This window comes from Bacillus sp. FSL K6-1012 (genome assembly GCF_037964915.1).
In the GTDB taxonomy this organism is placed as follows: Bacteria; Bacillota; Bacilli; order Bacillales; family Bacillaceae; genus Bacillus; species Bacillus halotolerans.
Genome location: NZ_CP150175.1, coordinates 2,522,952 through 2,544,002 on the forward strand (window position 1 = coordinate 2,522,952; position 21,051 = coordinate 2,544,002).

Genomic DNA, 21,051 nt, shown 5'->3' on the forward strand with positions numbered 1-21,051 from the left:
CTTATCTTTGTTAGATTTCCTTTACAGCAGCTCTAGGAGCCGGCTTTTTACGCCGTCGGTATCTTCAGGAGTCCGGCAAATAATTAAAATGGTGTCATCTCCGCAAATGGTCCCCATAATTTCGTCCCAATCCAGATTGTCCATAAGCGCTCCGATTGCCTGGGCATTGCCCGGCATGGTTTTCAGCACAATCATATGGCTTGCTGAGTCTATTTTCACAAAAGCATCCATCAGTGACCGTTTCAGCTTAGACAGCGGATTGAAACGCTGGTCCGCCGGTAGGCTGTATTTATATGAGCCGTTATTTGTCGGCACCTTCACAAGGTGAAGCTCTTTAATATCACGTGAAACCGTGGCTTGTGTCACCTTGTATCCATCCTGCTTCAGCATGTCGACCAATTCATCTTGGGTTTCGATTTCATTGCTTGTAATGATTTCTCTGATTTTGATATGCCTCTGGCCTTTGTTCATGTAAGCACCTCTATTTCCAGCTTATCTGTTCTTATATGGTATATGATTCTCCGCAAAAAGTACATGAATGCAGAAAAAAGGAATAATAGCGCCCTATTATTCCGGTACATCTGCTTTTTTTTCTTTTAACGTCTTATGTGCTTCTTCCACTATACGGCTGATTTCCTCCTCAGGCAAACCTGCACCTTCTTGACCTTCTCCCAGCCAGTGCAAATGAAGGAGAAATTCAATATTTCCGTCTCCTCCCGTAATTGGAGAAAATGACAGGCCTTTGCAGATATAGCCCTCGCCAGCCGAAAAACTGATCATACGCCGCAGAACATCCGCATGCACCTTCGGATCTCTGACAATGCCTTTTTTGCCGACAGATTCCCGGCCTGCTTCAAACTGAGGCTTGACAAGCGCAATACAATCGCTGCCCGGTACAAGCAATGTTTTTAAAACGGGCAGGATCAGCCGAAGTGAAATAAAGGATACATCAATCGTAGCAAACTCCGGCATGCCTTTTGTGAAGTCTGCCGGAGTCGCATAACGGAAATTCGTGCGTTCCATCACGACGACGCGTTCGTCCTGTCTTAGCTTCCACGCAAGCTGATTATAGCCTACATCCACCGCGTACGACTGTTTTGCACCGTTTTGCAGAGCACAGTCTGTAAAGCCGCCGGTGGAGGAACCGATATCAATCATAATTTTGTCCTGAACAGAGACAGGAAATTCTTTCAGCGCTTTTTCAAGCTTTAAGCCGCCTCTGCTCACATATTTCAGCGGGTTTCCTTTGATCGTCAACGGAAGCTCGCGGTCAATTTTTTCTCCAGGCTTGTCCAAGCGGTTTTCATTCGAATACACGATCCCTGCCATAATGGCCCGTTTCGCTTTTTCCCGCGTTTCCGCAAGCCCTCTTTCCACTAGTAATACATCTAATCGTTCTTTCTTAGCCGTCATGATCCAATTCCTTTATGTGTCTTCGGCGGTGCCAGCAATCGAATTCGGTCTGCCACCTGCTGTTTCGTTAATCCTATTTCTTCAAGAAGCGCCGTTACGCTACCATGTTCTATAAATCGATCCGGTATGCCCATTCTGTCGATCGGCGTATGATACATTCCCTGATCATGAGCGAATTCTAAAACCGCGCTTCCGAATCCGCCTTCTAAGACCGCTTCTTCAATCGTTAGAATCGGCAAGCCTTCATTTAGTATATCCTTCATCATCTTTTCATCAATCGGCTTAATGAATCGCGCGTTGACGACGCGTACGGAAAGGCCTTCTTTTTGCAGCTCTTCAGCAGCTTCAAGCGCCATTTCAATTGTTGTTCCAAATGTTAAGATGACCGCGTCGCTACCCGGACGCAGCACCTCCCACGTGCCGATTGGGATCGTTTTAAGCTGTTCATCCATTTTGACGCCGAGGCCGTTTCCGCGCGGAAAACGCATGGCGATTGGACCGTCGTCATAGCTGAGCGCTGTATGAACCATATGCTGCCCTTCATTTTCATCCTTTGGCATCATTAAGACCACATTTGGAATGTGGCGCATAAACGCGATATCAAATACGCCTTGATGCGTCTCGCCATCTGCACCGACTAATCCGGCACGGTCAATTCCGATAAACACATTGGCGTTTTGACGGCAGATGTCATGAACAACCTGGTCATATGCACGCTGCAGGAACGTTGAATAGATAGCCAGAAACGGCTTCATCCCTTGTAATGCTATAGCGGCGGCCATTGTAGCGGCATGCTGCTCTGCAATTCCGACATCGAACATTCGGTCAGGAAATTCCTGCGCAAAGCCTTCAAGCTTCGAACCGACAGGCATTGCCGGTGTTATCGCCACGATTCGCCCGTCCTCACGTGCCATTCGCTGTACTGTGCCGCTGACAAGGCTGCTCCATGCAGGCGCTGCGGCTTTTGGTTTTACAAAGTCACCTGTATTAATTTTATATGGGCCGGTTCCGTGCCACGTACCGGTCGTATCGGTTTCAGCAGGTTTGTACCCTTTTCCTTTTTTGGTGATCACATGCAGAAGGACAGGGCCTTTTGTTTTTTTAGCGTATTGAAGATTCTCAATCAGCTCATGATAAGAGTGTCCGTCCACAGGGCCTAAATAAGTAAATCCGAGTTCCTCGAAAAACATGCCTGAGACAAGCATATACTTCAGGCTGTCTTTGACACGTTCTGCCGTGGCGGCAAGCTTGCCCCCAACAGCCGGAATCTTCTTAAACAGGTATTCAAGCTCATCTTTAACCCATTGGTATTTCCCGGCTGTTCGCAGCCGTCCGAGCATGGAATGAATAGCACCGACATTCGGAGCGATACTCATTTCATTATCATTGAGGATAACAATCATGTCTTTTTTCTCGTCACCGATATGGTTCAGCGCTTCAAGCGCCATTCCGCCGGTCAGCGCACCATCACCGATAATCGGAATGATAAACTCATCCGTTCCTTTAATATCGCGAGCGGCCGCCATCCCCATCGCACCTGACAAGGAAGTTGAGCTGTGACCGGTTTCCCATACGTCATGTTCGCTTTCGCTCCGCTTCGGGAATCCGCAAAGCCCTTTATACTGACGAAGGGTCTCAAATTCTTTTCCCCGGCCCGTCAGCAGCTTATGGACATAAGACTGATGGCCTACATCCCACAAAAACTTGTCTTTCGGGCTGTTAAATTCCTTATGCAATGCAACGGTAAGCTCAACGACACCCAAATTAGGGCCAATGTGACCGCCAGAAGCCGATAAAGTCGTAATCAGAAACTGACGGATTTCATCACTTAATTTCTCTAATTCATCAATGGACATGTTTTTTAAAAACGACGGGTCCTGTATTGATAAAAGATCCAAAGCGGATCAACTCACTTTCAGCATGAATTTCTGCATTGATATATGTCTTAAATGCCGAGCTGAACTCAGATCATTTCTCAGGCATAAAAAAAGACAAACGCGCTCTTCCTTTTGATTTTCATCGAAACTGCTTACATTTTACCATATGTCGTGCAGCCGCTTCAAATAAGGATCGTTTTAGTGGTCTCTAGCCGCAATTAAATCACAAAGCTCATGCAAAAGGTCTTTTTGAAGGGAGAGCCCGTCGATCAAGCGCTTTGCTTCTTTTATGTGACCGTCCAATTTCTTTTTGGCCCCTTCCAGTGACAGAAGTGACGGATAAGTCGATTTGTCGTTCGTTGTATCCGAGCCGACACGTTTGCCGATTTTCTCTTCACTGCCTTCTACATCTAAAATGTCGTCTCTGATTTGAAAACCGATTCCAATGTGGCTGCTGAAGACGCGCAATGTTTCAATTTCTTCCTCAGGCGCATCCGCCAAAATAGCGCCGGCGATGACGCCAAAACCGAGCAGTTTGGCTGTTTTTCGTTCATGAATGGATTCAAGTTCTTCAAGCGTGACCTGACGGTTTTCTGCTTCCATATCGGCGATCTGCCCCCCGACCATGCCCTCGGTTCCCGCTGCTGAAATCAGTTCATTCACAAGACGAAGCCGCTTTTCTGCGGATACTTCGTCTGACACATGGGATGTAATCAGCTTAAAGCTTTCCGTAAGCAGCCCGTCTCCCGCTAAAACAGCCGTGGCTTCACCAAATACTTTATGGTTTGTCGGCTTTCCGCGGCGCAGATCATCATCATCCATGCAAGGCAGATCATCATGAATTAATGAATACGTGTGAATCATTTCAACAGCGCACCCGACTGGGATACCGTCTTTTTCACTTTTTCCGTACGCATTCAAAACCGCCAGCACGATGAGAGGCCGCAGCCGTTTCCCTCCGGCCTCAAGGGAATACAGCATAGATTTTTTTAATGAATCCGGGATATTAAGGTTTTCTGTATATACAAAGAGCTGTTTTTCAACCGCTTTTTTACGCTCCGCCAGAAAGCTAGCTAATTTATTTGTCACCTTCGTCTTCCTCCTGAACACTAAAAGGTGCCAGTTCGCCGTCTTCTTTTAAAATGAAGTCCATTTGCTTTTCTACTTTTTGAAGCTTTTCATGGCACATTTTTGAAAGAGCCATTCCTTCTTGAAAGTAGTTAATTGCTTGCTCCAGAGGCACATCGCCTTCTTCAAGCTTTGATACAATGCTTTCTAAGCCTTTCATCGCTTCTTCAAACGTCATGCTTTCATTTTTTTTCGTGTCTGTCATTTTTCTTCCCCTCTCTTATTTAATACTTCACAGGTCAGCACGCCATCCTTCAGCTTTACCTCAAGCTGGTCTTTCTCTTCTATCTGACTGACGCTTTTTATGAGTTCATCTTCTTTATAAGCCAAGCTGTATCCTCTTTCCATAATTTGAAGGGGACTTAGCGCGTTCAGCTTGCCAAGAACGGTTTGAAACTGAGAATGCAGCTGCTTCATTTGGATATTCATATTTTTTTTCAGCTGATTCGTCTGATCCTCATACCGTTTTCTCGCCTGTTTCAGCTGTTCATGGGGATGCAGCGCCTCTAATCTGTATGTTTCGCGCTCAAGCTGTCTGCTTTTCCGGTCCAACAGCGCGGTAAGCTGAGCTTGAAACTGCTGATATGCAAGGTCAAACTGCTGCTCTTTTTGCTCAAACAGCCGCTTAGGAAAGCGAAATGCATATGAGGATTGAAGTGTTTGAACCCGTTCTTTTTTTTGGATGAGATGCTGCTGCATCGCTCTTGTCATTCTGACTTCCGCCGTTTTCGTCCGTTCAATTAAATCAGTGGTATGGGGCACTGCAATCTCAGCTGCTCCTGTAGGTGTCGCCGCTCTGATATCCGCAACAAAATCACTGATGGTAAAATCCGTCTCATGCCCGACTGCCGAAATGATCGGTATGTTGGAAGCAAAGATCGCACGCGCTACGATTTCTTCGTTAAACGCCCACAGTTCCTCAATCGATCCGCCGCCTCTTCCGACAATTAATACGTCGCACGCCTGTTTTTCATTCGCCTCTTCAATGCGCCTAACGATTGATCTGCTCGCATTTTCACCCTGAACGAGCGCTGGAAGAACAATGACTTTTACAAGGGGATATCTTCTTTTTAGAGTTGTAATGACATCTCTGACAGCAGCACCTGTGGGTGATGTCACAACCCCGATTGTGGCTGGAAATGCGGGGATTTGTTTTTTGTAGCGTTCGTCAAATAAACCTTCTCCGGCTAGCTTCTTTTTTAATTCTTCATACGCTAAATAAAGCGCTCCGACCCCGTCAGGCTGCATTTCTTTTGCATATAATTGATAGTTTCCGCTCGGTTCGTATACGGAAATTCCGCCTCTCACCAGCACTTTCATACCGTTTTCAGGTTTAAAAGGAAGACGCTCGCTCTGTCTGGCGAACATGACCGACTGCATCCGGGCGTTTTCGTCTTTTAACGTGAAGTAAATATGGCCTCTCGTGTGTATCTTTACATTCGATAATTCGCCTTTAATCCAAATATTTTCAAGGTGAGGATCTACATCGAATTTTCGTTTTATATACTTTGTCAGCGCTGAGACAGTAACATACGCTGTTTCACCCATGTCTCAAACTCCTCTCGTAAGCATTCCTGCACCATAACTAAAGAAAACCCGCTCTGGCTTAAGGAGCCTGAAGAAGCGGGTATCGTGCTCATTATCCAGAGGCAGGGTTTTAGCCTGTCTCTGAATATCTCCAAAGATCTATGATAACGTACGTTTCGCAGATTTAACAGTATTATGCGCAAGCATCGTGATGGTCATAGGACCGACTCCGCCCGGAACAGGTGTAATAAAGGATGCTTTTTCCTTCGCACCTTCAAACTCAACGTCTCCGCAAAGCTTTCCGCTTTCCAAACGGTTAACGCCGACGTCAATAACGATGGCGCCTTCTTTCATCTGGTCAGCAGTGATGAAGTTGGCTTTACCGACCGCCACCACCAGGATGTCCGCTTTTTTCGTATGTTCAGATATATCTTTTGTTCTTGAATGACAGTATGTTACTGTCGCGTTTTCATTTAATAAAAGCTGGCCGACAGGTTTACCGACAATATTGCTTCGGCCGACTACAACAACCTCTTTACCGGAAAGGTCAATATTGGTTTTCTTCAAAAGCTCAACAATTCCATGCGGCGTGCAAGGAAGAAATGTATCTTCGCCAAGCAGCATTTTCCCTACATTTAACGGATGAAAACCGTCTACATCCTTATCAGGAGAAATACGTTCAATCACCGCTTTTTCAGAAATATGGTCTGGAAGCGGAAGCTGAACGAGAATTCCGTGAAACTCAGGGTCTTCATTGTATTTGTCAATAATCGAAAGCAGTTCAGCTTCTGTGAGGCTGCTGTCGAATTGATCAAGCTTAAAATTCATGCCCATTGTTTCTGCTGCTTTTTTCTTTCCCCGCACGTAAGAATGAGAAGCTGGGTCATCTCCAATCAAAATAACCGCCAGGCCGGGAGTGACGCCTTGCTTTTTAAGCTCTTCTACTTCTTTTGCCAATTGTTCGCGTTTTTCTTTTGCCGTTTCTTTTCCGTCGATGATTGTTGCAGTCATTTTCTTTCCTCCTATGATTGTTCAATATCAGATTTAATGTTAGAAAGAACCCCGTTTACAAATTTTGTCGCTTTGTCATCACCAAACCGTTTCGCCAGCTCAATCGCTTCGTTCATGGAGACATTTACCGGAATGTCTTCGGCATATGCCATTTCGTATGCTGCCAGACGCAAAATAGCACGGTCAACATTGGCAATCCGGTCAAGCTTCCAATTCACCAGATGTTTCGAAATCATTTCATCCAGCTGAACCTGGTGTTCAAGTACACCGTATACAAGCTTTTCAAAGAAAGGATCTGTCTTTTCTTCATCTAATGCGTGTTCAATGGCTTCATTCACTGCAATATCGCTGACATCAATTTGAAATAGTGCCTGCAAAGCTTTTTCTCTTGCTGTTCTTCTTTTCATTTTCTTTCTCCTTTGATCCTCTTTATCCGCTTGTCGTTAAGCCATAAAGAGATCATAACATATTTTTTTCGTATCCGCATATTGAAATCAAGGTTTTTCGACCCTATTACCGAATATTTTTACACACCTTCATATGATCATTCGGATTTCACGATCATGAAGAAACTCGGCTGCCTCGAGCCGGCTTTCTTCATGCTTTGAAATAAAGGGTAACGTGTAAAAAAACCAAAGGGCCGCCCTCCCCTTGGTTTTCTGTTAAGCCATTTACATTTCTTCGTCGATTTCGACTTCCTGGGCTTTTGTGTCAAATTGAATGCCGACGATGTGAATATTGATCTCGTTAATTGAAAGAGACGTCATATTTAATAAGGTTTGACGAATGTTTTCCTGAACGGCCGCTGCGACTTTCGGAATGGAAACGCCGAATGCGACAACACAGTAGACATCGATCGTAATTCCGTCATCCGCCAAGTCGACTTTTACGCCTTTGCCGTGGTTTACTTTGCCGAAGCGCTCGACGACGCCTGTCGCAAAGTTCCCGCGCATTTCAGCAATGCCGTCAACTTCTGAAGCTGCGATACCGGCAATCACCTCAATGACTTCCGGCGCGATCTCAACCTTACCTAAATGCGTGTCTTCATGATCCATTTTAAGCAAGCTGTTGTCTTTCATTCAATTCACCTCCGTAAAAATTATGAGCCCATTACATCATATGTTTCTAAAAACTTCGTATTAAACTCTCCGCTGACAAATGTTTCGTGTTCAAGCAGTTTGATGTGGAACGGGATTGTTGTTTCTATACCTTCGATGACGAATTCGCTTAATGCGCGCTTCATGCGGGCAACCGCTTCATCTCTCGTTTTTCCGTATGTGATTACTTTCGCAATCATGCTGTCGTAGTACGGAGGGATGGTATAGCCCGGATACGCGGCTGAATCTACACGGACACCTAAACCGCCCGGCGGCAGATACATTTTTATTTCACCAGGTGACGGCATGAAATTTTTGCTTGGGTTTTCCGCATTAATTCGGCATTCGATGGCCCAGCCTTCAAATAGAACATCTTCTTGTTTGAGGCTGAGTTCCATTCCTGATGCGACTCTGATTTGTTCCTTAATCAGGTCTGTTCCTGTCACCATTTCTGTGACTGGGTGCTCTACTTGAATTCTTGTGTTCATTTCCATGAAGTAGTAGCGCTGTTCTCTGTAGTCATAAATAAATTCAACTGTGCCCGCGCCTGTGTAGCCAACTGCTTTTGCAGCCTTAACCGCTGCTTCACCCATCTGCTCTCTGATTTCTGAATCAAGCGCAGGAGATGGTGATTCTTCCAAAAGCTTTTGAAGGCGTCTTTGAATCGAGCAGTCGCGTTCGCCCAAATGAATGGTATTTCCATAATTATCGGCAAGCACTTGGATCTCAACATGACGAAAATCCTCTATGTATTTTTCGATGTAAACTCCAGGATTTCCAAATGCAGTTGCAGCTTCCTGCTGAGTAATCTTAATGCCGTTAATCAATTCCTCTTCGGTGCGCGCAACCCTGATTCCTTTTCCGCCTCCGCCTGCGGTGGCTTTTATAATTACAGGATACCCAATTTCATTAGCCAGCGAAACCGCTTCTTCCACATTTTCTATAATTCCTTGTGAACCTGGAACGATCGGCACGCCCGCCTGTTTCATCGTCTCCCGCGCAACGTCTTTTGTTCCCATTTTTGAAATGGCCTCAGCGCTAGGTCCGACAAACGTGACATTCACTTCTTCACATAATTCCGCGAAGTCGGCGTTTTCAGCTAAAAATCCGTATCCCGGATGGATAGCATCTGTGCCGGTAAGCTTGGCGACACTTACGATATTTGTAACGTTTAGATAGCTGTCTTTTGATGCTTTCGGTCCGATACAAAAAGCCTCATCAGCCATTTGCACATGCAGGGCATCTTTATCAGCTTCTGAATAAACAGCGACAGTCTCAATGCCGAGCTCTTTGCAGGCTCTGATGATTCTGACAGCAATTTCTCCTCTGTTGGCGATCAATAGCTTTTTTATCATGTTAAGTCTCCTTACTCTGCTTTTACAAGAAATAGAGGTTGTCCATACTCAACCAACTGGCCGTTTTCAACTAATACTTCAACGATTTCGCCTTTTACTTCCGCTTCGATTTCGTTGAATAGCTTCATTGCTTCCACAATGCAGACAACTGTGTTTTCATTTACTTTAGAGCCTGCAGTTACATAAGGACCGGCTTCCGGTGATGAAGAAGCATAAAATGTTCCCACCATCGGCGATTTGATTTGATGCAGGTTTTCATCTTGTTTCGGCGCCTCTTGTGCAGGTGCCGGCGCTGCTTGCTGCGCTTGAGGCTGTGCCGTTTGCGGAGCCGCTGCTTGTACAGGTGCTGCCGGTGCTTGCTGCATCACTTGCACAGTACCCGCTTCGTGTTTTTTCAGTTTTAGGGAAACACCTTCATTTTCATATACGAATTCATCAATTGAAGATTCGTCAATTGTTTTAATCAGCTCATGGATTTCTTTAATGTTTAACATTCCATCGCACTCCTATGTATTGAAATTTCTTTTTTATAGGTTACTACTAAAAGTACATACTATGTTTATCTTACAGGAGCGGACTTTTGAATTCAACTCTAATATGATTGGCATGCAAAAAGCCCGCGTTTCGGCGGGCGGTTGTTCATTAACTATTTGGAAGGCTCAAATGTGACAGCAACGTCTTTCATCGTTTTAATTTCTTTGGCAACAAGGTCTATGATGGCTGTAGCTTTAGATTTGGAGTGTTTGTCAGACTTGACCGTGATGTTGATTTTGTCTCCTTCCGCATTTACGAGGGCATCTTCATAGCCTTGTGTTTTAATCAGTGTTTCAAGCTGTTTTTCTGTTCCTTCCGCTTCACTGAGGGCTGTCATTTTATCATATGCTTCGCTCTTTTCCTTTGCTGTTGCATCGTCGCTGGATACGATCGCATTCAGTTCTTCCCTTTCCTTGCTTCTGGCATCCTCTAAATCAAGGCGGTACGTTGTGAAGAGATCATCATCGGCGGTTTCGGTCACAACTGTTCCTTTTTCACTCGCTTCAGCGGAAGTTTCTTTGTCTGATGAAGAATCTTTCGTACCCTTTGTTCCGTCTTCTTTCTCTGTTTCAGCACCGTTTTTTTCCTTTGTGTCTTCCTTGGCAGGTGTTTTTTCAGTTGCTACCTCACCGCTGTCTGACGGGCTTTTTTCACTTTGCATCTGCACCGCGTTTTTACTTTCCGGTGACATGATATAATAAACACTTAACACCACAACAAGACTGAGCATTGTTAACAGCCAAACGGTTTGTTTTTTGAGCATTTATGAATCCTCCTTTATTTTTTTAGGGGCAACCGCAACCCGGTGGCTTGGAACATCCAGGACCCGTGTCACCGCTTCAATAATGGTTTGTTTTATTTGAACGTTGTCCACTCCTTGAGCAACAACGAGTACACCGCGTATATCAGGTTTTTTCGTTTGAACGACAACAGGGGTTTCTTTATCCCCATTCCTGATCATGACGATTTCTTCCTCTGATGTTTGATCCGTCACACTTCTAGTTCCGCCTTCTTTGTCTGTTTCCTCAGTTGTTGTATTTTTGCTTGATTTGTTTTTTTCATAAACCTTCAGTGACGTTGCGTCTACATTGACCACAACCGAGACATCCTCCACGCCGATAATGGTTTCAAGAATTTCCTTCAGCTGGTTTTCATATTCTTTTTCATAATCGCCAATAGAGTTTTTAGGATCATCAGATTTAGAGGCTTTAAACACTTCAGCTGTTTTCTCTTTGCTGTCCGCCGCATCAGCTGATGCCGGTGCTGTTATGGTCTGGGCGTTTTCCGTTTTCTCCGGTGAAGAAAAGAGCTGGCTGACAAGCATAAAGGAGACGCCGAGAACAAAAACGAACAGAAAGTAATGATATTTGGTCAGCTTCGGTTTTTCGCCGTCCTTCGATTGCCCCGGAAGAAACTGCTTTTTCAATACGTTCCATAATCCGTTTTTATTCATTGCCGATCCTCTCCCCGCCTTCCATATGAACCGTAATTTTCTCACTGCCGATTTCCCAAATGTCCGCAAGCTTTGTCTCAATCTGTTTAGCTTCTTTTTGTTCCGCTTTTTCTTTCGTGACGTATGCATGATCCGTATTAATGTCGATCGGCGCGACCGTTTGGACCGTTTTTTCAGAAGACGGGGCCATATACACGCTGATTGTTTTGATATCCTCTTCTGAATCTACTTTTTCTCCTGCCGTGATCTTGATTTGGTCTACTTTATATTCGTCATGACTGAACATCTCCTCCGCTTTCTTTTTTAGTTGGACAGCCATTTCTTCTAAAATATATGCGCGCTGGGAAGCTTGTATTTCTATTTTTTTTGAATTGATCTGATTTTTTATTTCGGCAGATTCCGATTGCCCGTTTTTTGTGAGGTATTCAAAGATGACTTCGGGGTCTGTTTTGAAAAGCTTAAAGATTGGAGTAAGCATGACGACGATCAGCAGCAGGCTGACTACCATTTTTGCGTACTTTTGCATGCTGGAGCTCGGCAGCAGCATATCAATAACGATTGCAAATAGGATAAATAAGACGATGCTGGTAAGCCATTCAGTTAAAAAACTCATCCGTCAGCCTCCTTTATTTCATCATCATCGTGAGGTTTCCGGCAGTAATAATGACGGTAAGGCTTAAAAAAAACATGAGAGACACAATAGCGAGAGCCGCAAAAATATAAATGACGCTTTTGCTGATGACATCGAGACAGGTAATGACCGGACCGCCGCCGAGCGGCTGGAGAATCGCGGCTGCCAGCTTGTAAATAAAAGCGAGAGAAAGCACTTTGATTGCCGGGAAAGCCGCAATACAAATCAAAATGGCGACACCTAGGATTCCTACCGTATTTTTCAGCAATAAGGAAGCGCTGATCACCGTATCCGTTGCGTCAGTAAACATTCTTCCAAGAACAGGAATGAAGTTGCCGGTAATAAACTTAGCCGTCCTGAGCGTAATGCCGTCTGTCACTGCCGCCGAGGCACCCTGCACAGAAATGACGCCGAGAAACACAGTGAGAAAGACTGCCAGCGCTCCGATGGCAATATTTCTGAGAAGATTGGACAGCTGCGTTACTTTGTATTGTTCAGTCATTGTACTGACGATGCTCAGAATTGCTGATAAGAAAATCAGCGGCATGACGATATTTTGAATCAGCAGACCGCTCGTATTCATTAGAAAAAGAATAACAGGATGAAAGAAGGCCGCAGATACAGCTCCTCCAGAGGAAGCCAAAAGCGCCAGCAGGAGAGGAATGAGAGCCAAAATAAAACTGGTCATCGTCTGAATCGCCTCTGTCGCATAATTGATCGCTACATGAAAGCTGTTCAGTGCAAGGATAATCAGCACCATATAAACAATTGCGTAGGCAACCTTGCTGACTGTGCTTTGCTGAAATGCATTTTGCAGAAGCTGAAGAATGACGCAAAAAATCGTTAGCAAAATCAACGTGCCGAGAAGCTTTCCATTGGCAAGCACTTCATGAAACAAATAAGAAAAGAGAGCCTTCAGCCATTCTTGCGGTGAAAAAGATTTATCGCCGTTTATAAACTCAAGCAAACTTCCTTTTTGACTTTCCGGCAGAAGCCCGCCGTACTCCGTCATTATGTCATTCCAAAATTCACCGATCTTGTCTGTTTCAAGCGACTCTGCCGTTTTTTCAGCCAATTGCTCCGGTGTTTCGGTATGTTCTTCTGTTTGGACCGAATCGTCTGCTGCTTGTACAATTTCTGTGCAGCCGAATACGAGCAGCACCGCAAGAACCAACGCCCATCGAAAACGCTTCAATCTGCCGCCTCCTTTCGGTTATGACATGGAAGGTATAAGTCCGAGAATCGTTTCAATAATCACGGTTAAAATAGGAACAGCCATAACGAGAATCAGAATTTTCCCCGCCAATTCTATTTTCGAGGCGATGGCCCCTTGACCGGCATCCTTGGTGAGCTGCGCCCCGAATTCAGCAATATAGGCGATTCCGATAATCTTTAAAATCGTTTCAACATATACCATGTTGACATTGGCGTTAACGGCTATTTTTTCAATCATTCTGATAATGTCGTAGATTTGATCTACCAAATAGAGAAAAATAACACATCCGGCAAATACGACAATTAAAAAGGCAAATGTCGGCTTTTGTTCTTTTACGATCAAAGAAAGGAAGGTGGCGATCAGCCCTAAACCTACAATTTGAACAATGTCAATCTGTAAGCCCCCCTATCCTTGAAATAAAAACACAGCTTTTATCTTTTTAAAGAGGTCATCCACAATGGTGGCGACCATAAATAAAATATAGATAAAACCTAACAGCGTCACCCACTGGGCGTATTCTTTTTTTCCCATCTGATCCAAAATCGTGTGTAAAAAAGCGACCACGATTCCCACTCCGGCGATTTGAAAAATGACATTAACGTCTACTCCCATTTTATTTTTGCTCCCCTCACGTTTACATCAATAGAAGAATGAGTAACAAGCCCGCTAAAAAGCCTAAACTTTTTATCATCTTTTCATTTTTCGCTTGTGCCTGCTCAGCATCCGCTTCCGATGCCTCTAAGTGTGTAAGTGCCAGCTTGATATGTTTTTGCTGTGAGATTCGATCGTGAATCCCAAGCGTCTCGCCGAACTGCTTCAGCACATCATATTCGGCTTTTTTCAGTGACATGTTGTCCCACACTTTTTTTAAGCTTTGCTCCCATGCCGTTTTAGCGGAATCACTGCCTTTCTCCAGCTGTTCGCTAAAACTGAGAAACAGAGCCGAAACAGGCTGTGCAAGCTGTTTTGCGATCTGCTGCGAAGCGGTGTGAAGCGGTGTATGGCCGTACATAATTTCCGCCTCGAGAGATTGGAGCGCCGCACGCAGCTGACGGATTTGCCTTGGCCGTTCTGTATAAATTTTCGCCGTCTCGAAACCTGTCCATGTTGTCGCAGCTACAATGAATACAGCGCCTAACAGCTTCAGCATGTTTTCACGTCCCTCGTTCCAGAAAGCACGTTTCCGTCTTTGTCATAAATACGGCTTACCGTGCCCGGCCCCTTCGTTCTGGATAATTCCAAATAGCGGTCAAAGGCTTTTTCTTCCCACAGACGCTTTAATGAAGGCCGCTTCATCAGATCAGAAATACTCCAGCCATGCGCGGATACGATGACCGAAACACCGGCATGCAGCGCCTCGAGAAGTGCTTCTGTATCCTCCGTTCTTCCGATTTCATCAACAATTATCACCTCGGGACTCATTGACCGGATCATCATCATCAGCCCTTCTGCCTTCGGACAGGCATCTAACACGTCAATTCTCTGTCCGAATTGATGCTGCGGAATGCCGCGCAGGCACCCGGCAATTTCTGACCGTTCATCGACAATGCCTGTCTTTACGGGCGGAATGCGGTTCTTGCCGCTGCTCGCAAGTCTGGCAATATCACGAAGCAGCGTTGTTTTACCGGTTTGCGGCGGACCGATAATCAATGTATTCAGCCAGCCGTTTTGATGCAGATAAGGCAGCAGCGGTTCTGCAATTCCAAGCTTTTGCCGGGCAATTCGTATATTAAAAGACGCAATGTCGCGGAGGCCCTTCACCCCTCCGTTTTCTGTAATGACTCTGCCTGCAAGTCCGACTCTGTGGCCGCCCCTGATGGTGACATACCCTTTCTTCAGCTCTTCTTCGAGCGTATACATACTATAATTGCTCAGCCGGCTGAGGATCAGGTGGGCATCCTCGGCCGTGCCCGCATAGGACAAAAAAAGAGGTTGTCCTTTTCGTATCAGTTCAACAGGGCGGTTAACCCGAATTCTGATTTCTTCGATTTCCAGCCATTGATGTTCCGGTATTTCAGAAAGGGCGTTTTTCATGGATTCAGGGAGAACGTCAGCAATTTCATTCAACAGTGTCTCCTCCTTTCTACCGATCGGCTTCTTTAAAATGTATGATGTGAGGCAGACTTTATGACAAGCCTCTCTTTATTTGTGGACACCCGCTAAAATCAACACGACACCCGTAAAAATCAAGATCAGTTTTGCATATGACAGCTGCCCGGCAATTTGGTAGATTCCCACAGTCATGGTGATGATAAAAATCAGCGGACCGACAATAGCAAGAATGCTGTTGACCACAACCGCTTTGCGGACATCATTTGTCACAAGCATCACAATCGCGGCCGTCAGCTCAATCATGGAGGATAAAACTCGCAATCCGGCCATTGTCAAAACAGTAGAATTGATATTTCCAAGAAAAAATTTCATAGCACTCTCCCAACCTCCCATTTTTTTATATGATATGCTCTAGCTGTCGGAAGTAGTCTTGCCATTTTCGTATAAAAGAAAGATTCTGTTTTTGCGCACAAAAAAAGCCTGCTCCCAATTGGGAACAGGCCTCTTTTTTCTCCTTACGCTCTTGAAACGTAAGAACCATCTGATGTGTTGACTACAAGAGTGTCGCCTTCATTGACAAAGAACGGCACGTTTACAACAAGACCAGTTTCGGTTTTCGCAGGTTTTGTACCGCCTGATGCCGTATCACCTTTAATGCCAGGTTCAGTCTCTACCACTTTCAGCTCAACCGTGTTCGGAAGTTCGATACCGAGTGTTTCATCTTGGTACATCATGATGTGTACAGACATATTTTCAAGCAGATATTTTAATTCCTCTTCAATTTGAGTTTCACTCAGTTCAAGCTGTTCATAAGAACTTGTATCCATGAATACGTGCTGGTCTCCGTTTGCATATAAGTATTGCATTGTTTTTGTTTCGATTTGCGCTTTTGCCACTTTTTCACCAGCACGGAATGTTTTTTCCTGAATCGCGCCAGTACGCAGGTTGCGAAGTTTAGAACGGACAAATGCCGCACCTTTACCCGGTTTTACGTGCTGGAAGTCAACGACGCGCCAAATGCCGCCATCCACTTCGATTGTTAATCCTGTACGGAAATCGTTTACTGAAATCATGTTTAATGTCCTCCTATATTCCAATCACAAAATAATGAGTTCTTTTGGGGAATGGGTAATTGTCCGGTTGCCGTTTTCTGTAATCACGATGTCATCTTCAATTCGGACACCGCCTGTTTCTGGTATGTAAATGCCCGGCTCCACTGTAACCACCATGCCCGGTTCAAGAATAGCTGAAGATCTGACTGACAGCCCCGGCGACTCATGAACTTCCATGCCGAGCCCATGCCCGGTTGAATGGCCGAAGTACTCGCCGTAGCCTTTTGCAGCGATATGATCCCTAGTCAGGGCGTCAGCCTCTTTGCCTGTCATGCCCGGCTTAATATGTTCGACGCCGAGTGCCTGAGCATCAAATACGACCTGATAAATTTCTTTCAATTGATCACTAGGCTGGCCTACAGCGACCGTTCGGGTAATGTCAGAACAATATCCTTTATAGTAAGCGCCAAAATCCAGCGTAACAAGATCCCCGCTTTCAATCAGTTTGTCACTTGCCACTCCATGGGGAAGGCTTGACCGAAGGCCCGAGGCGACAATCATATCAAAAGAAGAGCTGTCCGCTCCTTGGCTTCTCATATAAAACTCCAATTCATTGGCAACAGCTATTTCAGAAATGCCGGGTTTCATAAACGTCAAGATATGGCTGAAAGCATCATCTGCAATCTTCGCAGCTTCCTCTAATATCTTAATCTCTTCATTAGACTTAATCAAGCGCAACTTTTCCACGGATTCAGCCACAGGCACTAATTCAGCCTCACTGACAACCGCGTTGTAGGACGCGTATGTGCCGTAGGTCATACTGTTTTGTTCAAAACCGAGGCGTTTGATGCCGAACTTTTCAATTGTGTCGGCAGTGGTTTGAATCAGGCTGCCGCCGTGCTCAATGATTTCAAAGCCCTTTACCTGAACCTTCGCCTGCTCCGTATAACGGAAATCTGTAATAAACGCAGCCCTGTCTCCGGATATGACAGCTAAGCCCGCTGACCCTGTAAAACCGGTCATATAGCGCAAATTGATGCTGCTTGTAATCAGCATTCCGTCTATCCCCAGCTGTTCGAACAAGTTTCTTAATTTCTCAAGTTTCATCTTTATTCTCCCCCTTGCCGGCTTAATAAATAGCGAACAGCAAGCTTGTAGCCTTCAGATCCGAGGCCGACAATCTGCCCTTTCGCAACAGGAGCGATCACTGACTGATGCCTGAATTCTTCTCTGGCGTATAAATTTGATAAATGCACCTCAACCACAGGAGGGCTGATGCTTGAAACAGCATCCCTGATTGCATAGCTGTAATGGCTCAGCGCGCCCGGATTCAAAACAATTCCGTCATATTGTTCCTCAGCCTCGTGTATGGCGTCTATCAAATCGCCTTCATGATTAGACTGGAAAAAAGTAAGCTGAATATGTAAGGCTTCAGCAAATTGAAAAAGATCTGTTTCAATATCTGTCAGTGTGTGACGCCCAAATACATCCGGCTCACGCTTCCCCAGCCGATTGACATTCGGGCCGTTCAAAATCAAAAAATGAGGCACATGGCTCTCTCCTTTTCGCGAGGGTTTCTCATGTAAAAAATGTTCACTTCTCGTGAACATTTTATCATAACAAAAAAGGATAATACACTATTCTCTCTGTGTTCCCAGCGCACGTGCCAGCTTTTCCGAGTTCAGCTCATTATATTCAAATGAAATTGAATATCCGACAAACAGCCCGTAAAGCAGATAGATGCAAATTGTTGTAATAATCGTATCTGATTTCAATTCAGTTACAGCGCGCACATCCTGGAAAATCGGATTAAACACAAAAAACACGAGCAGCCAAAGCAGCAAGCCGTATAACATACCAGGCCACATCGTTTTCAAGCGTTTCAAGAGAAGATAATAAAGAAACGCCCCGCCAATCGAAATGATGCCAATCACAATGATGCTGATAATCGTTCCTAAACCATGTTTCTTCCACTCTCCGAGCACGAACGGCTGCAATATCATATTGGGGCTGATTTCGGAAAAATGAAATAAGTAGGCGATATAACCGACGAAACTCCATAATACGCCTCCGCAAAAACCCGTCGCCGCTACCCTGGCGCCCATTGGCACAGGCGGTCCCTGATCCTCTTTTGTTTGTTCGTTTTGATCTGTATTTTTTTCACTTGTCATAACGGCCACCTCCTTGTTAAAGTGTGCCCAAAAAATGAAATGTCAATAAAAAAGCTCACACATTTTGACAGCAGCGAGTAAAATTTGAAAATAACGGGTATACTGCATGTAGAAAAAGCAAGGCTCTGGCAAATTTTCAGCCCGTCAATCTAGAGGTTTCGCGCTGTTTCCTGTACAATAGAGTGAAAGGAAATAGTTAGCAATCCTAAAGAAATAGGCAGGTTGATGAATATGTCAAAACATAAAATTCCGCCCGCTTACGGCGGGCAGGCGGTTGTGGAAGGCGTTATGTTTGGCGGAAAACACAATTACGTTACGGCCATACGAAGAACAGACGGAAGCATTGATTTCTTCAAGCTTCCCCGGAAACACAATCCGAAGCTGAACAGGGTAAAAAAAATACCATTTATAAGAGGGATCGCGGCTATTATTGAAGCGAGCGCTAACGGCACAAAGCATTTGAATTTCTCGAGTGAACGCTACGGACTTGATCCGTCTGAGGACGAGACGCTTAAGGAAGAAAAAAAAGCCTCGGGGCTGTCAATGTATCTCAGCCTTGCAGTGATCGGCGTCTTATCATTTTTGTTCAGTAAATTCGTATTTACATTGGTTCCTGTTTTCTTAGCTGAACTGACAAGACCGGTTTTTCCATCGGACACAGCGCAAATCGCAGTTGAAAGTCTATTCAAATTGATTTTGCTGCTCGGTTATATTTATTTTTTATCCATGACACCGCTGATTAAAAGAGTGTTTCAATATCATGGAGCCGAACATAAGGTCATAAACTGTTATGAACAGAAATTGCCAATTACTGTAGAGAACGTTCAAAATCAATCACGGCTTCATTACCGCTGCGGGTCCAGCTTTATTTTATTTACCATTATTGTCGGTATGTTTGTATACTTGCTTGTTCCAACAGATCCGCTTTGGTTGCGTGTTATAGATCGTGTCGCTCTCATACCGGTTGTACTTGGGATTTCCTTTGAAGTGCTGCAGCTGACAAATAAAGTGCGTGATATTCCCGGTTTGAAATGTCTCGGGTACCCGGGCCTCTGGCTTCAGCTGTTAACGACGAAAGAACCTAAGGATGACCAAGTTGAAGTTGCAATCGAAAGCTTTAACGAGCTTCTCAGACTCGAAGAAAGATCTGAACAAAAAGAGCAGCCTTCTCACAACGTCATCTAATATCCGTTGCCCTGCTATTACTTTCGGAGGTGGACAGTTATGAATCATCGTGTACAACCTATTATTGCTGTATTAATTGCGCTGGGAGCGTTCGGTTTCCTGTATGTGCTGGTAACCAATCCCGGAGAAATGGCAAAAATGGCGATAACCGTCATCTTGGCAGGTATCATTATTTATTTTATTGTGAAATATGTAATGAAGCGAAATACTGGCAGTGAAGGAGCGGCTTTTAAAAAAGCGGCCAAACAATCGCGGCGCCGGCTGAAAGAACAAAAAGCAAAGCACCGCGCCGGGCATAAAGGACGGGTGAGCCATCTGCGAAGCGTTCCGAGCGCCAGCAAACCTAAGCCGATGATTCTCAAGAAAAAAAGCCAGACGCAGCTGACTGTCATAGAAGGAAAAAAAAATAAAAAGAAAAACAGAGCGCTTTTTTAATAGGTCCACTGCTTTAAAAACTGCTCTGTCCGACTTTTACCTAGCTCAATCAGGGCTAGTTTTTTTTGTTGTGTTAAATGAAATTCGGTCGCCATCACGTTGTCAACCGGAAGAAAAATGATATTTTGCTCATAGCGTGACGCGATATGTCTTGCGTCATGCGCATCCTTCATCGTTTCAAACAGAGCGCCAAACAGTTCGAAAGCGTTTCCGATATTTTTTTTCGGCCGCTCCCTTTCATTCGGCGCAAGCGTCACACCGATAACAGGTCGTTTTCTTTCTTTAGAAAACAGCCATATGGGAAAATTGCTTAAAACGCCCCCATCCACTACGGTGGCAGTTCCTGTATCTGTTTTTAATTTTATTGGTTCAAAAAAATAGGGAATGCTGCAGCTCATTCTTACCGCTCTGGCAACCGGAAACATATCCGGATTTAACCCGTAGCGGACCAAGTCGTCCGGCAGCACGATCATTGTACCGTTTGTCAGATCCGAAGCGATGAGCCGCAAAGAGCCTTTTTTCAAATCGCCAAAGACGCGTACGCCTCTCGCTCTTAAAAGGTCGGCGATCCACTTTTCTAATGTGTCTCCTTTAAACAAGCCCAAACGCCAGTAAATGGACACCCATTGGAGCATTTTTAAGGGGAGAAATGAGTATCGCTGGTCCAGCAGCCTCTCTCCGTCCACTTCTTCAATCAAAGCGTGAATTTCCTTGCTTGAATAACCTGATGCAATAAAAGCGGCAATAACGGCGCCGGCGCTTGTGCCGGCAAGCCGTGCAAAGCGGAAGCCTTTTTCCTCAAGCGCTTCATAAGCGCCGGCAAGCGCCACGCCTTTTACCCCTCCGCCAGAAAACACACCGTCAATATACATCCCATACCCTCCCCCTCCATCCAATGGCTTACTATCATTTTA

Annotated in this window: 27 protein-coding genes; 2 read left to right on the forward strand and 25 right to left on the reverse strand. The window is 45.0% G+C overall.

Features of this window, described 5'->3' with window-relative positions:
- Window positions 1-21: 21 nt before the first annotated feature.
- The 24 genes from argR to NSS75_RS13070 form a co-directional block, all read right to left on the reverse strand.
- Complete coding sequence (argR, locus tag NSS75_RS12955; RefSeq protein WP_010334883.1) at window positions 22-471, reverse strand: arginine repressor ArgR; 450 nt, start codon at window positions 469-471, stop codon at window positions 22-24.
- Between the two features lie 96 nt (window positions 472-567).
- On the reverse strand, window positions 568-1,413 hold the full coding sequence (locus tag NSS75_RS12960; protein WP_024122006.1) for a TlyA family RNA methyltransferase: 846 nt from the start codon (window positions 1,411-1,413) through the stop codon (window positions 568-570).
- A complete protein-coding gene (gene dxs / locus NSS75_RS12965; RefSeq protein ID WP_339233323.1) occupies window positions 1,410-3,311 on the reverse strand; it encodes a 1-deoxy-D-xylulose-5-phosphate synthase in 1,902 nt (633 codons plus the stop codon). Before dxs ends, NSS75_RS12960 begins: the two co-directional genes overlap by 4 nt.
- Before the next feature lie 177 nt (window positions 3,312-3,488).
- Window positions 3,489-4,379: a polyprenyl synthetase family protein gene (locus tag NSS75_RS12970; protein WP_095713259.1), complete on the reverse strand. Its 891-nt coding sequence runs from the start codon at window positions 4,377-4,379 to the stop codon at window positions 3,489-3,491.
- Window positions 4,369-4,623, reverse strand: coding sequence for an exodeoxyribonuclease VII small subunit (locus NSS75_RS12975; protein ID WP_213417730.1), 255 nt, complete (start codon window positions 4,621-4,623; stop codon window positions 4,369-4,371). The genes NSS75_RS12970 and NSS75_RS12975 overlap by 11 nt, the downstream gene beginning before the upstream one ends.
- Window positions 4,620-5,966, reverse strand: coding sequence for an exodeoxyribonuclease VII large subunit (xseA, locus tag NSS75_RS12980; RefSeq protein WP_024122011.1), 1,347 nt, complete (start codon window positions 5,964-5,966; stop codon window positions 4,620-4,622). The genes NSS75_RS12975 and xseA overlap by 4 nt, the downstream gene beginning before the upstream one ends.
- Window positions 5,967-6,104: 138 nt before the next feature.
- Window positions 6,105-6,956 (reverse strand): bifunctional methylenetetrahydrofolate dehydrogenase/methenyltetrahydrofolate cyclohydrolase FolD, encoded by an 852-nt coding sequence (gene folD / locus NSS75_RS12985; RefSeq protein ID WP_024122012.1) that lies wholly within the window; start codon window positions 6,954-6,956, stop codon window positions 6,105-6,107.
- A gap of 11 nt (window positions 6,957-6,967) precedes the next feature.
- Window positions 6,968-7,363: a transcription antitermination factor NusB gene (gene nusB, locus NSS75_RS12990; protein WP_024122013.1), complete on the reverse strand. Its 396-nt coding sequence runs from the start codon at window positions 7,361-7,363 to the stop codon at window positions 6,968-6,970.
- Window positions 7,364-7,627: 264 nt separating this feature from the next.
- On the reverse strand, window positions 7,628-8,035 hold the full coding sequence (yqhY, locus tag NSS75_RS12995) for a fatty acid biosynthesis protein YqhY (RefSeq protein ID WP_024122014.1): 408 nt from the start codon (window positions 8,033-8,035) through the stop codon (window positions 7,628-7,630).
- Window positions 8,036-8,055: 20 nt separating this feature from the next.
- Window positions 8,056-9,408 (reverse strand): acetyl-CoA carboxylase biotin carboxylase subunit, encoded by a 1,353-nt coding sequence (gene accC / locus NSS75_RS13000; protein WP_044154640.1) that lies wholly within the window; start codon window positions 9,406-9,408, stop codon window positions 8,056-8,058.
- A gap of 11 nt (window positions 9,409-9,419) precedes the next feature.
- Window positions 9,420-9,902, reverse strand: a complete 483-nt coding sequence (gene accB / locus NSS75_RS13005) for an acetyl-CoA carboxylase biotin carboxyl carrier protein (protein WP_024122015.1) — start codon at window positions 9,900-9,902, stop codon at window positions 9,420-9,422.
- Between the two features lie 152 nt (window positions 9,903-10,054).
- Entirely contained in the window at window positions 10,055-10,705 is a 651-nt protein-coding gene (spoIIIAH, locus tag NSS75_RS13010) for a stage III sporulation ratchet engulfment protein SpoIIIAH (protein ID WP_024122016.1), read from the reverse strand.
- Window positions 10,706-11,395, reverse strand: a complete 690-nt coding sequence (spoIIIAG, locus tag NSS75_RS13015; protein WP_101861026.1) for a stage III sporulation protein AG — start codon at window positions 11,393-11,395, stop codon at window positions 10,706-10,708.
- Window positions 11,388-12,008, reverse strand: coding sequence for a stage III sporulation protein AF (gene spoIIIAF, locus NSS75_RS13020; protein WP_044154638.1), 621 nt, complete (start codon window positions 12,006-12,008; stop codon window positions 11,388-11,390). Before spoIIIAF ends, spoIIIAG begins: the two co-directional genes overlap by 8 nt.
- A gap of 13 nt (window positions 12,009-12,021) precedes the next feature.
- Window positions 12,022-13,221, reverse strand: a complete 1,200-nt coding sequence (gene spoIIIAE / locus NSS75_RS13025) for a stage III sporulation protein AE (protein ID WP_069487194.1) — start codon at window positions 13,219-13,221, stop codon at window positions 12,022-12,024.
- A gap of 18 nt (window positions 13,222-13,239) precedes the next feature.
- Complete coding sequence (gene spoIIIAD, locus NSS75_RS13030) at window positions 13,240-13,635, reverse strand: stage III sporulation protein AD (RefSeq protein ID WP_081638335.1); 396 nt, start codon at window positions 13,633-13,635, stop codon at window positions 13,240-13,242.
- A 12-nt stretch (window positions 13,636-13,647) separates the two neighbouring features.
- Complete coding sequence (gene spoIIIAC / locus NSS75_RS13035) at window positions 13,648-13,854, reverse strand: stage III sporulation protein AC (protein WP_003153142.1); 207 nt, start codon at window positions 13,852-13,854, stop codon at window positions 13,648-13,650.
- 22 nt (window positions 13,855-13,876) lie between these two features.
- Window positions 13,877-14,392: a stage III sporulation protein SpoIIIAB gene (spoIIIAB, locus tag NSS75_RS13040; RefSeq protein WP_024122020.1), complete on the reverse strand. Its 516-nt coding sequence runs from the start codon at window positions 14,390-14,392 to the stop codon at window positions 13,877-13,879.
- The gene (spoIIIAA, locus tag NSS75_RS13045) at window positions 14,386-15,309 is read right to left on the reverse strand and encodes a stage III sporulation protein AA (protein ID WP_024122021.1); all 924 of its coding nucleotides are present in this window, start codon (window positions 15,307-15,309) and stop codon (window positions 14,386-14,388) included. The genes spoIIIAB and spoIIIAA overlap by 7 nt, the downstream gene beginning before the upstream one ends.
- Window positions 15,310-15,384: 75 nt before the next feature.
- Complete coding sequence (locus tag NSS75_RS13050; RefSeq protein ID WP_010334901.1) at window positions 15,385-15,666, reverse strand: YqhV family protein; 282 nt, start codon at window positions 15,664-15,666, stop codon at window positions 15,385-15,387.
- Between the two features lie 143 nt (window positions 15,667-15,809).
- Window positions 15,810-16,367: an elongation factor P gene (efp, locus tag NSS75_RS13055; RefSeq protein ID WP_024122022.1), complete on the reverse strand. Its 558-nt coding sequence runs from the start codon at window positions 16,365-16,367 to the stop codon at window positions 15,810-15,812.
- 24 nt (window positions 16,368-16,391) lie between these two features.
- Window positions 16,392-17,453 (reverse strand): aminopeptidase PapA, encoded by a 1,062-nt coding sequence (papA, locus tag NSS75_RS13060; RefSeq protein WP_151175138.1) that lies wholly within the window; start codon window positions 17,451-17,453, stop codon window positions 16,392-16,394.
- 2 nt (window positions 17,454-17,455) lie between these two features.
- Complete coding sequence (gene aroQ / locus NSS75_RS13065) at window positions 17,456-17,896, reverse strand: type II 3-dehydroquinate dehydratase (RefSeq protein ID WP_024122024.1); 441 nt, start codon at window positions 17,894-17,896, stop codon at window positions 17,456-17,458.
- An 87-nt stretch (window positions 17,897-17,983) separates the two neighbouring features.
- Window positions 17,984-18,517 carry a YqhR family membrane protein gene (locus NSS75_RS13070; protein ID WP_024122025.1) on the reverse strand — a complete coding sequence of 178 codons (534 nt, stop codon included), beginning with the start codon at window positions 18,515-18,517 and terminating at the stop codon, window positions 17,984-17,986.
- Window positions 18,518-18,748: 231 nt separating this feature from the next.
- Between NSS75_RS13070 and NSS75_RS13075 the strand changes: the two genes are divergently transcribed.
- Window positions 18,749-19,702: a DUF1385 domain-containing protein gene (locus tag NSS75_RS13075; protein WP_024122026.1), complete on the forward strand. Its 954-nt coding sequence runs from the start codon at window positions 18,749-18,751 to the stop codon at window positions 19,700-19,702.
- 39 nt (window positions 19,703-19,741) lie between these two features.
- Window positions 19,742-20,137 carry an SA1362 family protein gene (locus tag NSS75_RS13080; protein ID WP_044154629.1) on the forward strand — a complete coding sequence of 132 codons (396 nt, stop codon included), beginning with the start codon at window positions 19,742-19,744 and terminating at the stop codon, window positions 20,135-20,137.
- Here NSS75_RS13080 and NSS75_RS13085 read toward each other — a convergent pair.
- Window positions 20,134-21,009 carry a patatin-like phospholipase family protein gene (locus tag NSS75_RS13085; RefSeq protein ID WP_101861029.1) on the reverse strand — a complete coding sequence of 292 codons (876 nt, stop codon included), beginning with the start codon at window positions 21,007-21,009 and terminating at the stop codon, window positions 20,134-20,136. The two genes, NSS75_RS13080 and NSS75_RS13085, sit on opposite strands and share 4 nt — an antisense overlap.
- Window positions 21,010-21,051 lie beyond the last annotated feature (42 nt).

Bases quoted from the DNA above. Each gene is read 5' to 3' on its own strand.
- argR (WP_010334883.1), bottom strand. From the start codon at position 471: ATGAACAAAGGCCAGAGGCATATCAAAATCAGAGAAATCATTACAAGC.
- NSS75_RS12960 (WP_024122006.1), bottom strand. From the start codon at position 1,413: ATGACGGCTAAGAAAGAACGATTAGATGTATTACTAGTGGAAAGAGGG.
- NSS75_RS12975 (WP_213417730.1), bottom strand. From the start codon at position 4,623: ATGACAGACACGAAAAAAAATGAAAGCATGACGTTTGAAGAAGCGATG.
- xseA (WP_024122011.1), bottom strand. From the start codon at position 5,966: ATGGGTGAAACAGCGTATGTTACTGTCTCAGCGCTGACAAAGTATATA.
- folD (WP_024122012.1), bottom strand. From the start codon at position 6,956: ATGACTGCAACAATCATCGACGGAAAAGAAACGGCAAAAGAAAAACGC.
- nusB (WP_024122013.1), bottom strand. From the start codon at position 7,363: ATGAAAAGAAGAACAGCAAGAGAAAAAGCTTTGCAGGCACTATTTCAA.
- yqhY (WP_024122014.1), bottom strand. From the start codon at position 8,035: ATGAAAGACAACAGCTTGCTTAAAATGGATCATGAAGACACGCATTTA.
- accC (WP_044154640.1), bottom strand. From the start codon at position 9,408: ATGATAAAAAAGCTATTGATCGCCAACAGAGGAGAAATTGCTGTCAGA.
- accB (WP_024122015.1), bottom strand. From the start codon at position 9,902: ATGTTAAACATTAAAGAAATCCATGAGCTGATTAAAACAATTGACGAA.
- spoIIIAH (WP_024122016.1), bottom strand. From the start codon at position 10,705: ATGCTCAAAAAACAAACCGTTTGGCTGTTAACAATGCTCAGTCTTGTT.
- spoIIIAG (WP_101861026.1), bottom strand. From the start codon at position 11,395: ATGAATAAAAACGGATTATGGAACGTATTGAAAAAGCAGTTTCTTCCG.
- spoIIIAF (WP_044154638.1), bottom strand. From the start codon at position 12,008: ATGAGTTTTTTAACTGAATGGCTTACCAGCATCGTCTTATTTATCCTA.
- spoIIIAC (WP_003153142.1), bottom strand. From the start codon at position 13,854: ATGGGAGTAGACGTTAATGTCATTTTTCAAATCGCCGGAGTGGGAATC.
- spoIIIAB (WP_024122020.1), bottom strand. From the start codon at position 14,392: ATGCTGAAGCTGTTAGGCGCTGTATTCATTGTAGCTGCGACAACATGG.
- NSS75_RS13050 (WP_010334901.1), bottom strand. From the start codon at position 15,666: ATGAAATTTTTTCTTGGAAATATCAATTCTACTGTTTTGACAATGGCC.
- efp (WP_024122022.1), bottom strand. From the start codon at position 16,367: ATGATTTCAGTAAACGATTTCCGTACAGGATTAACAATCGAAGTGGAT.
- papA (WP_151175138.1), bottom strand. From the start codon at position 17,453: ATGAAACTTGAGAAATTAAGAAACTTGTTCGAACAGCTGGGGATAGAC.
- NSS75_RS13070 (WP_024122025.1), bottom strand. From the start codon at position 18,517: ATGACAAGTGAAAAAAATACAGATCAAAACGAACAAACAAAAGAGGAT.
- NSS75_RS13075 (WP_024122026.1), top strand. From the start codon at position 18,749: ATGTCAAAACATAAAATTCCGCCCGCTTACGGCGGGCAGGCGGTTGTG.
- NSS75_RS13080 (WP_044154629.1), top strand. From the start codon at position 19,742: ATGAATCATCGTGTACAACCTATTATTGCTGTATTAATTGCGCTGGGA.
- NSS75_RS13085 (WP_101861029.1), bottom strand. From the start codon at position 21,009: ATGTATATTGACGGTGTGTTTTCTGGCGGAGGGGTAAAAGGCGTGGCG.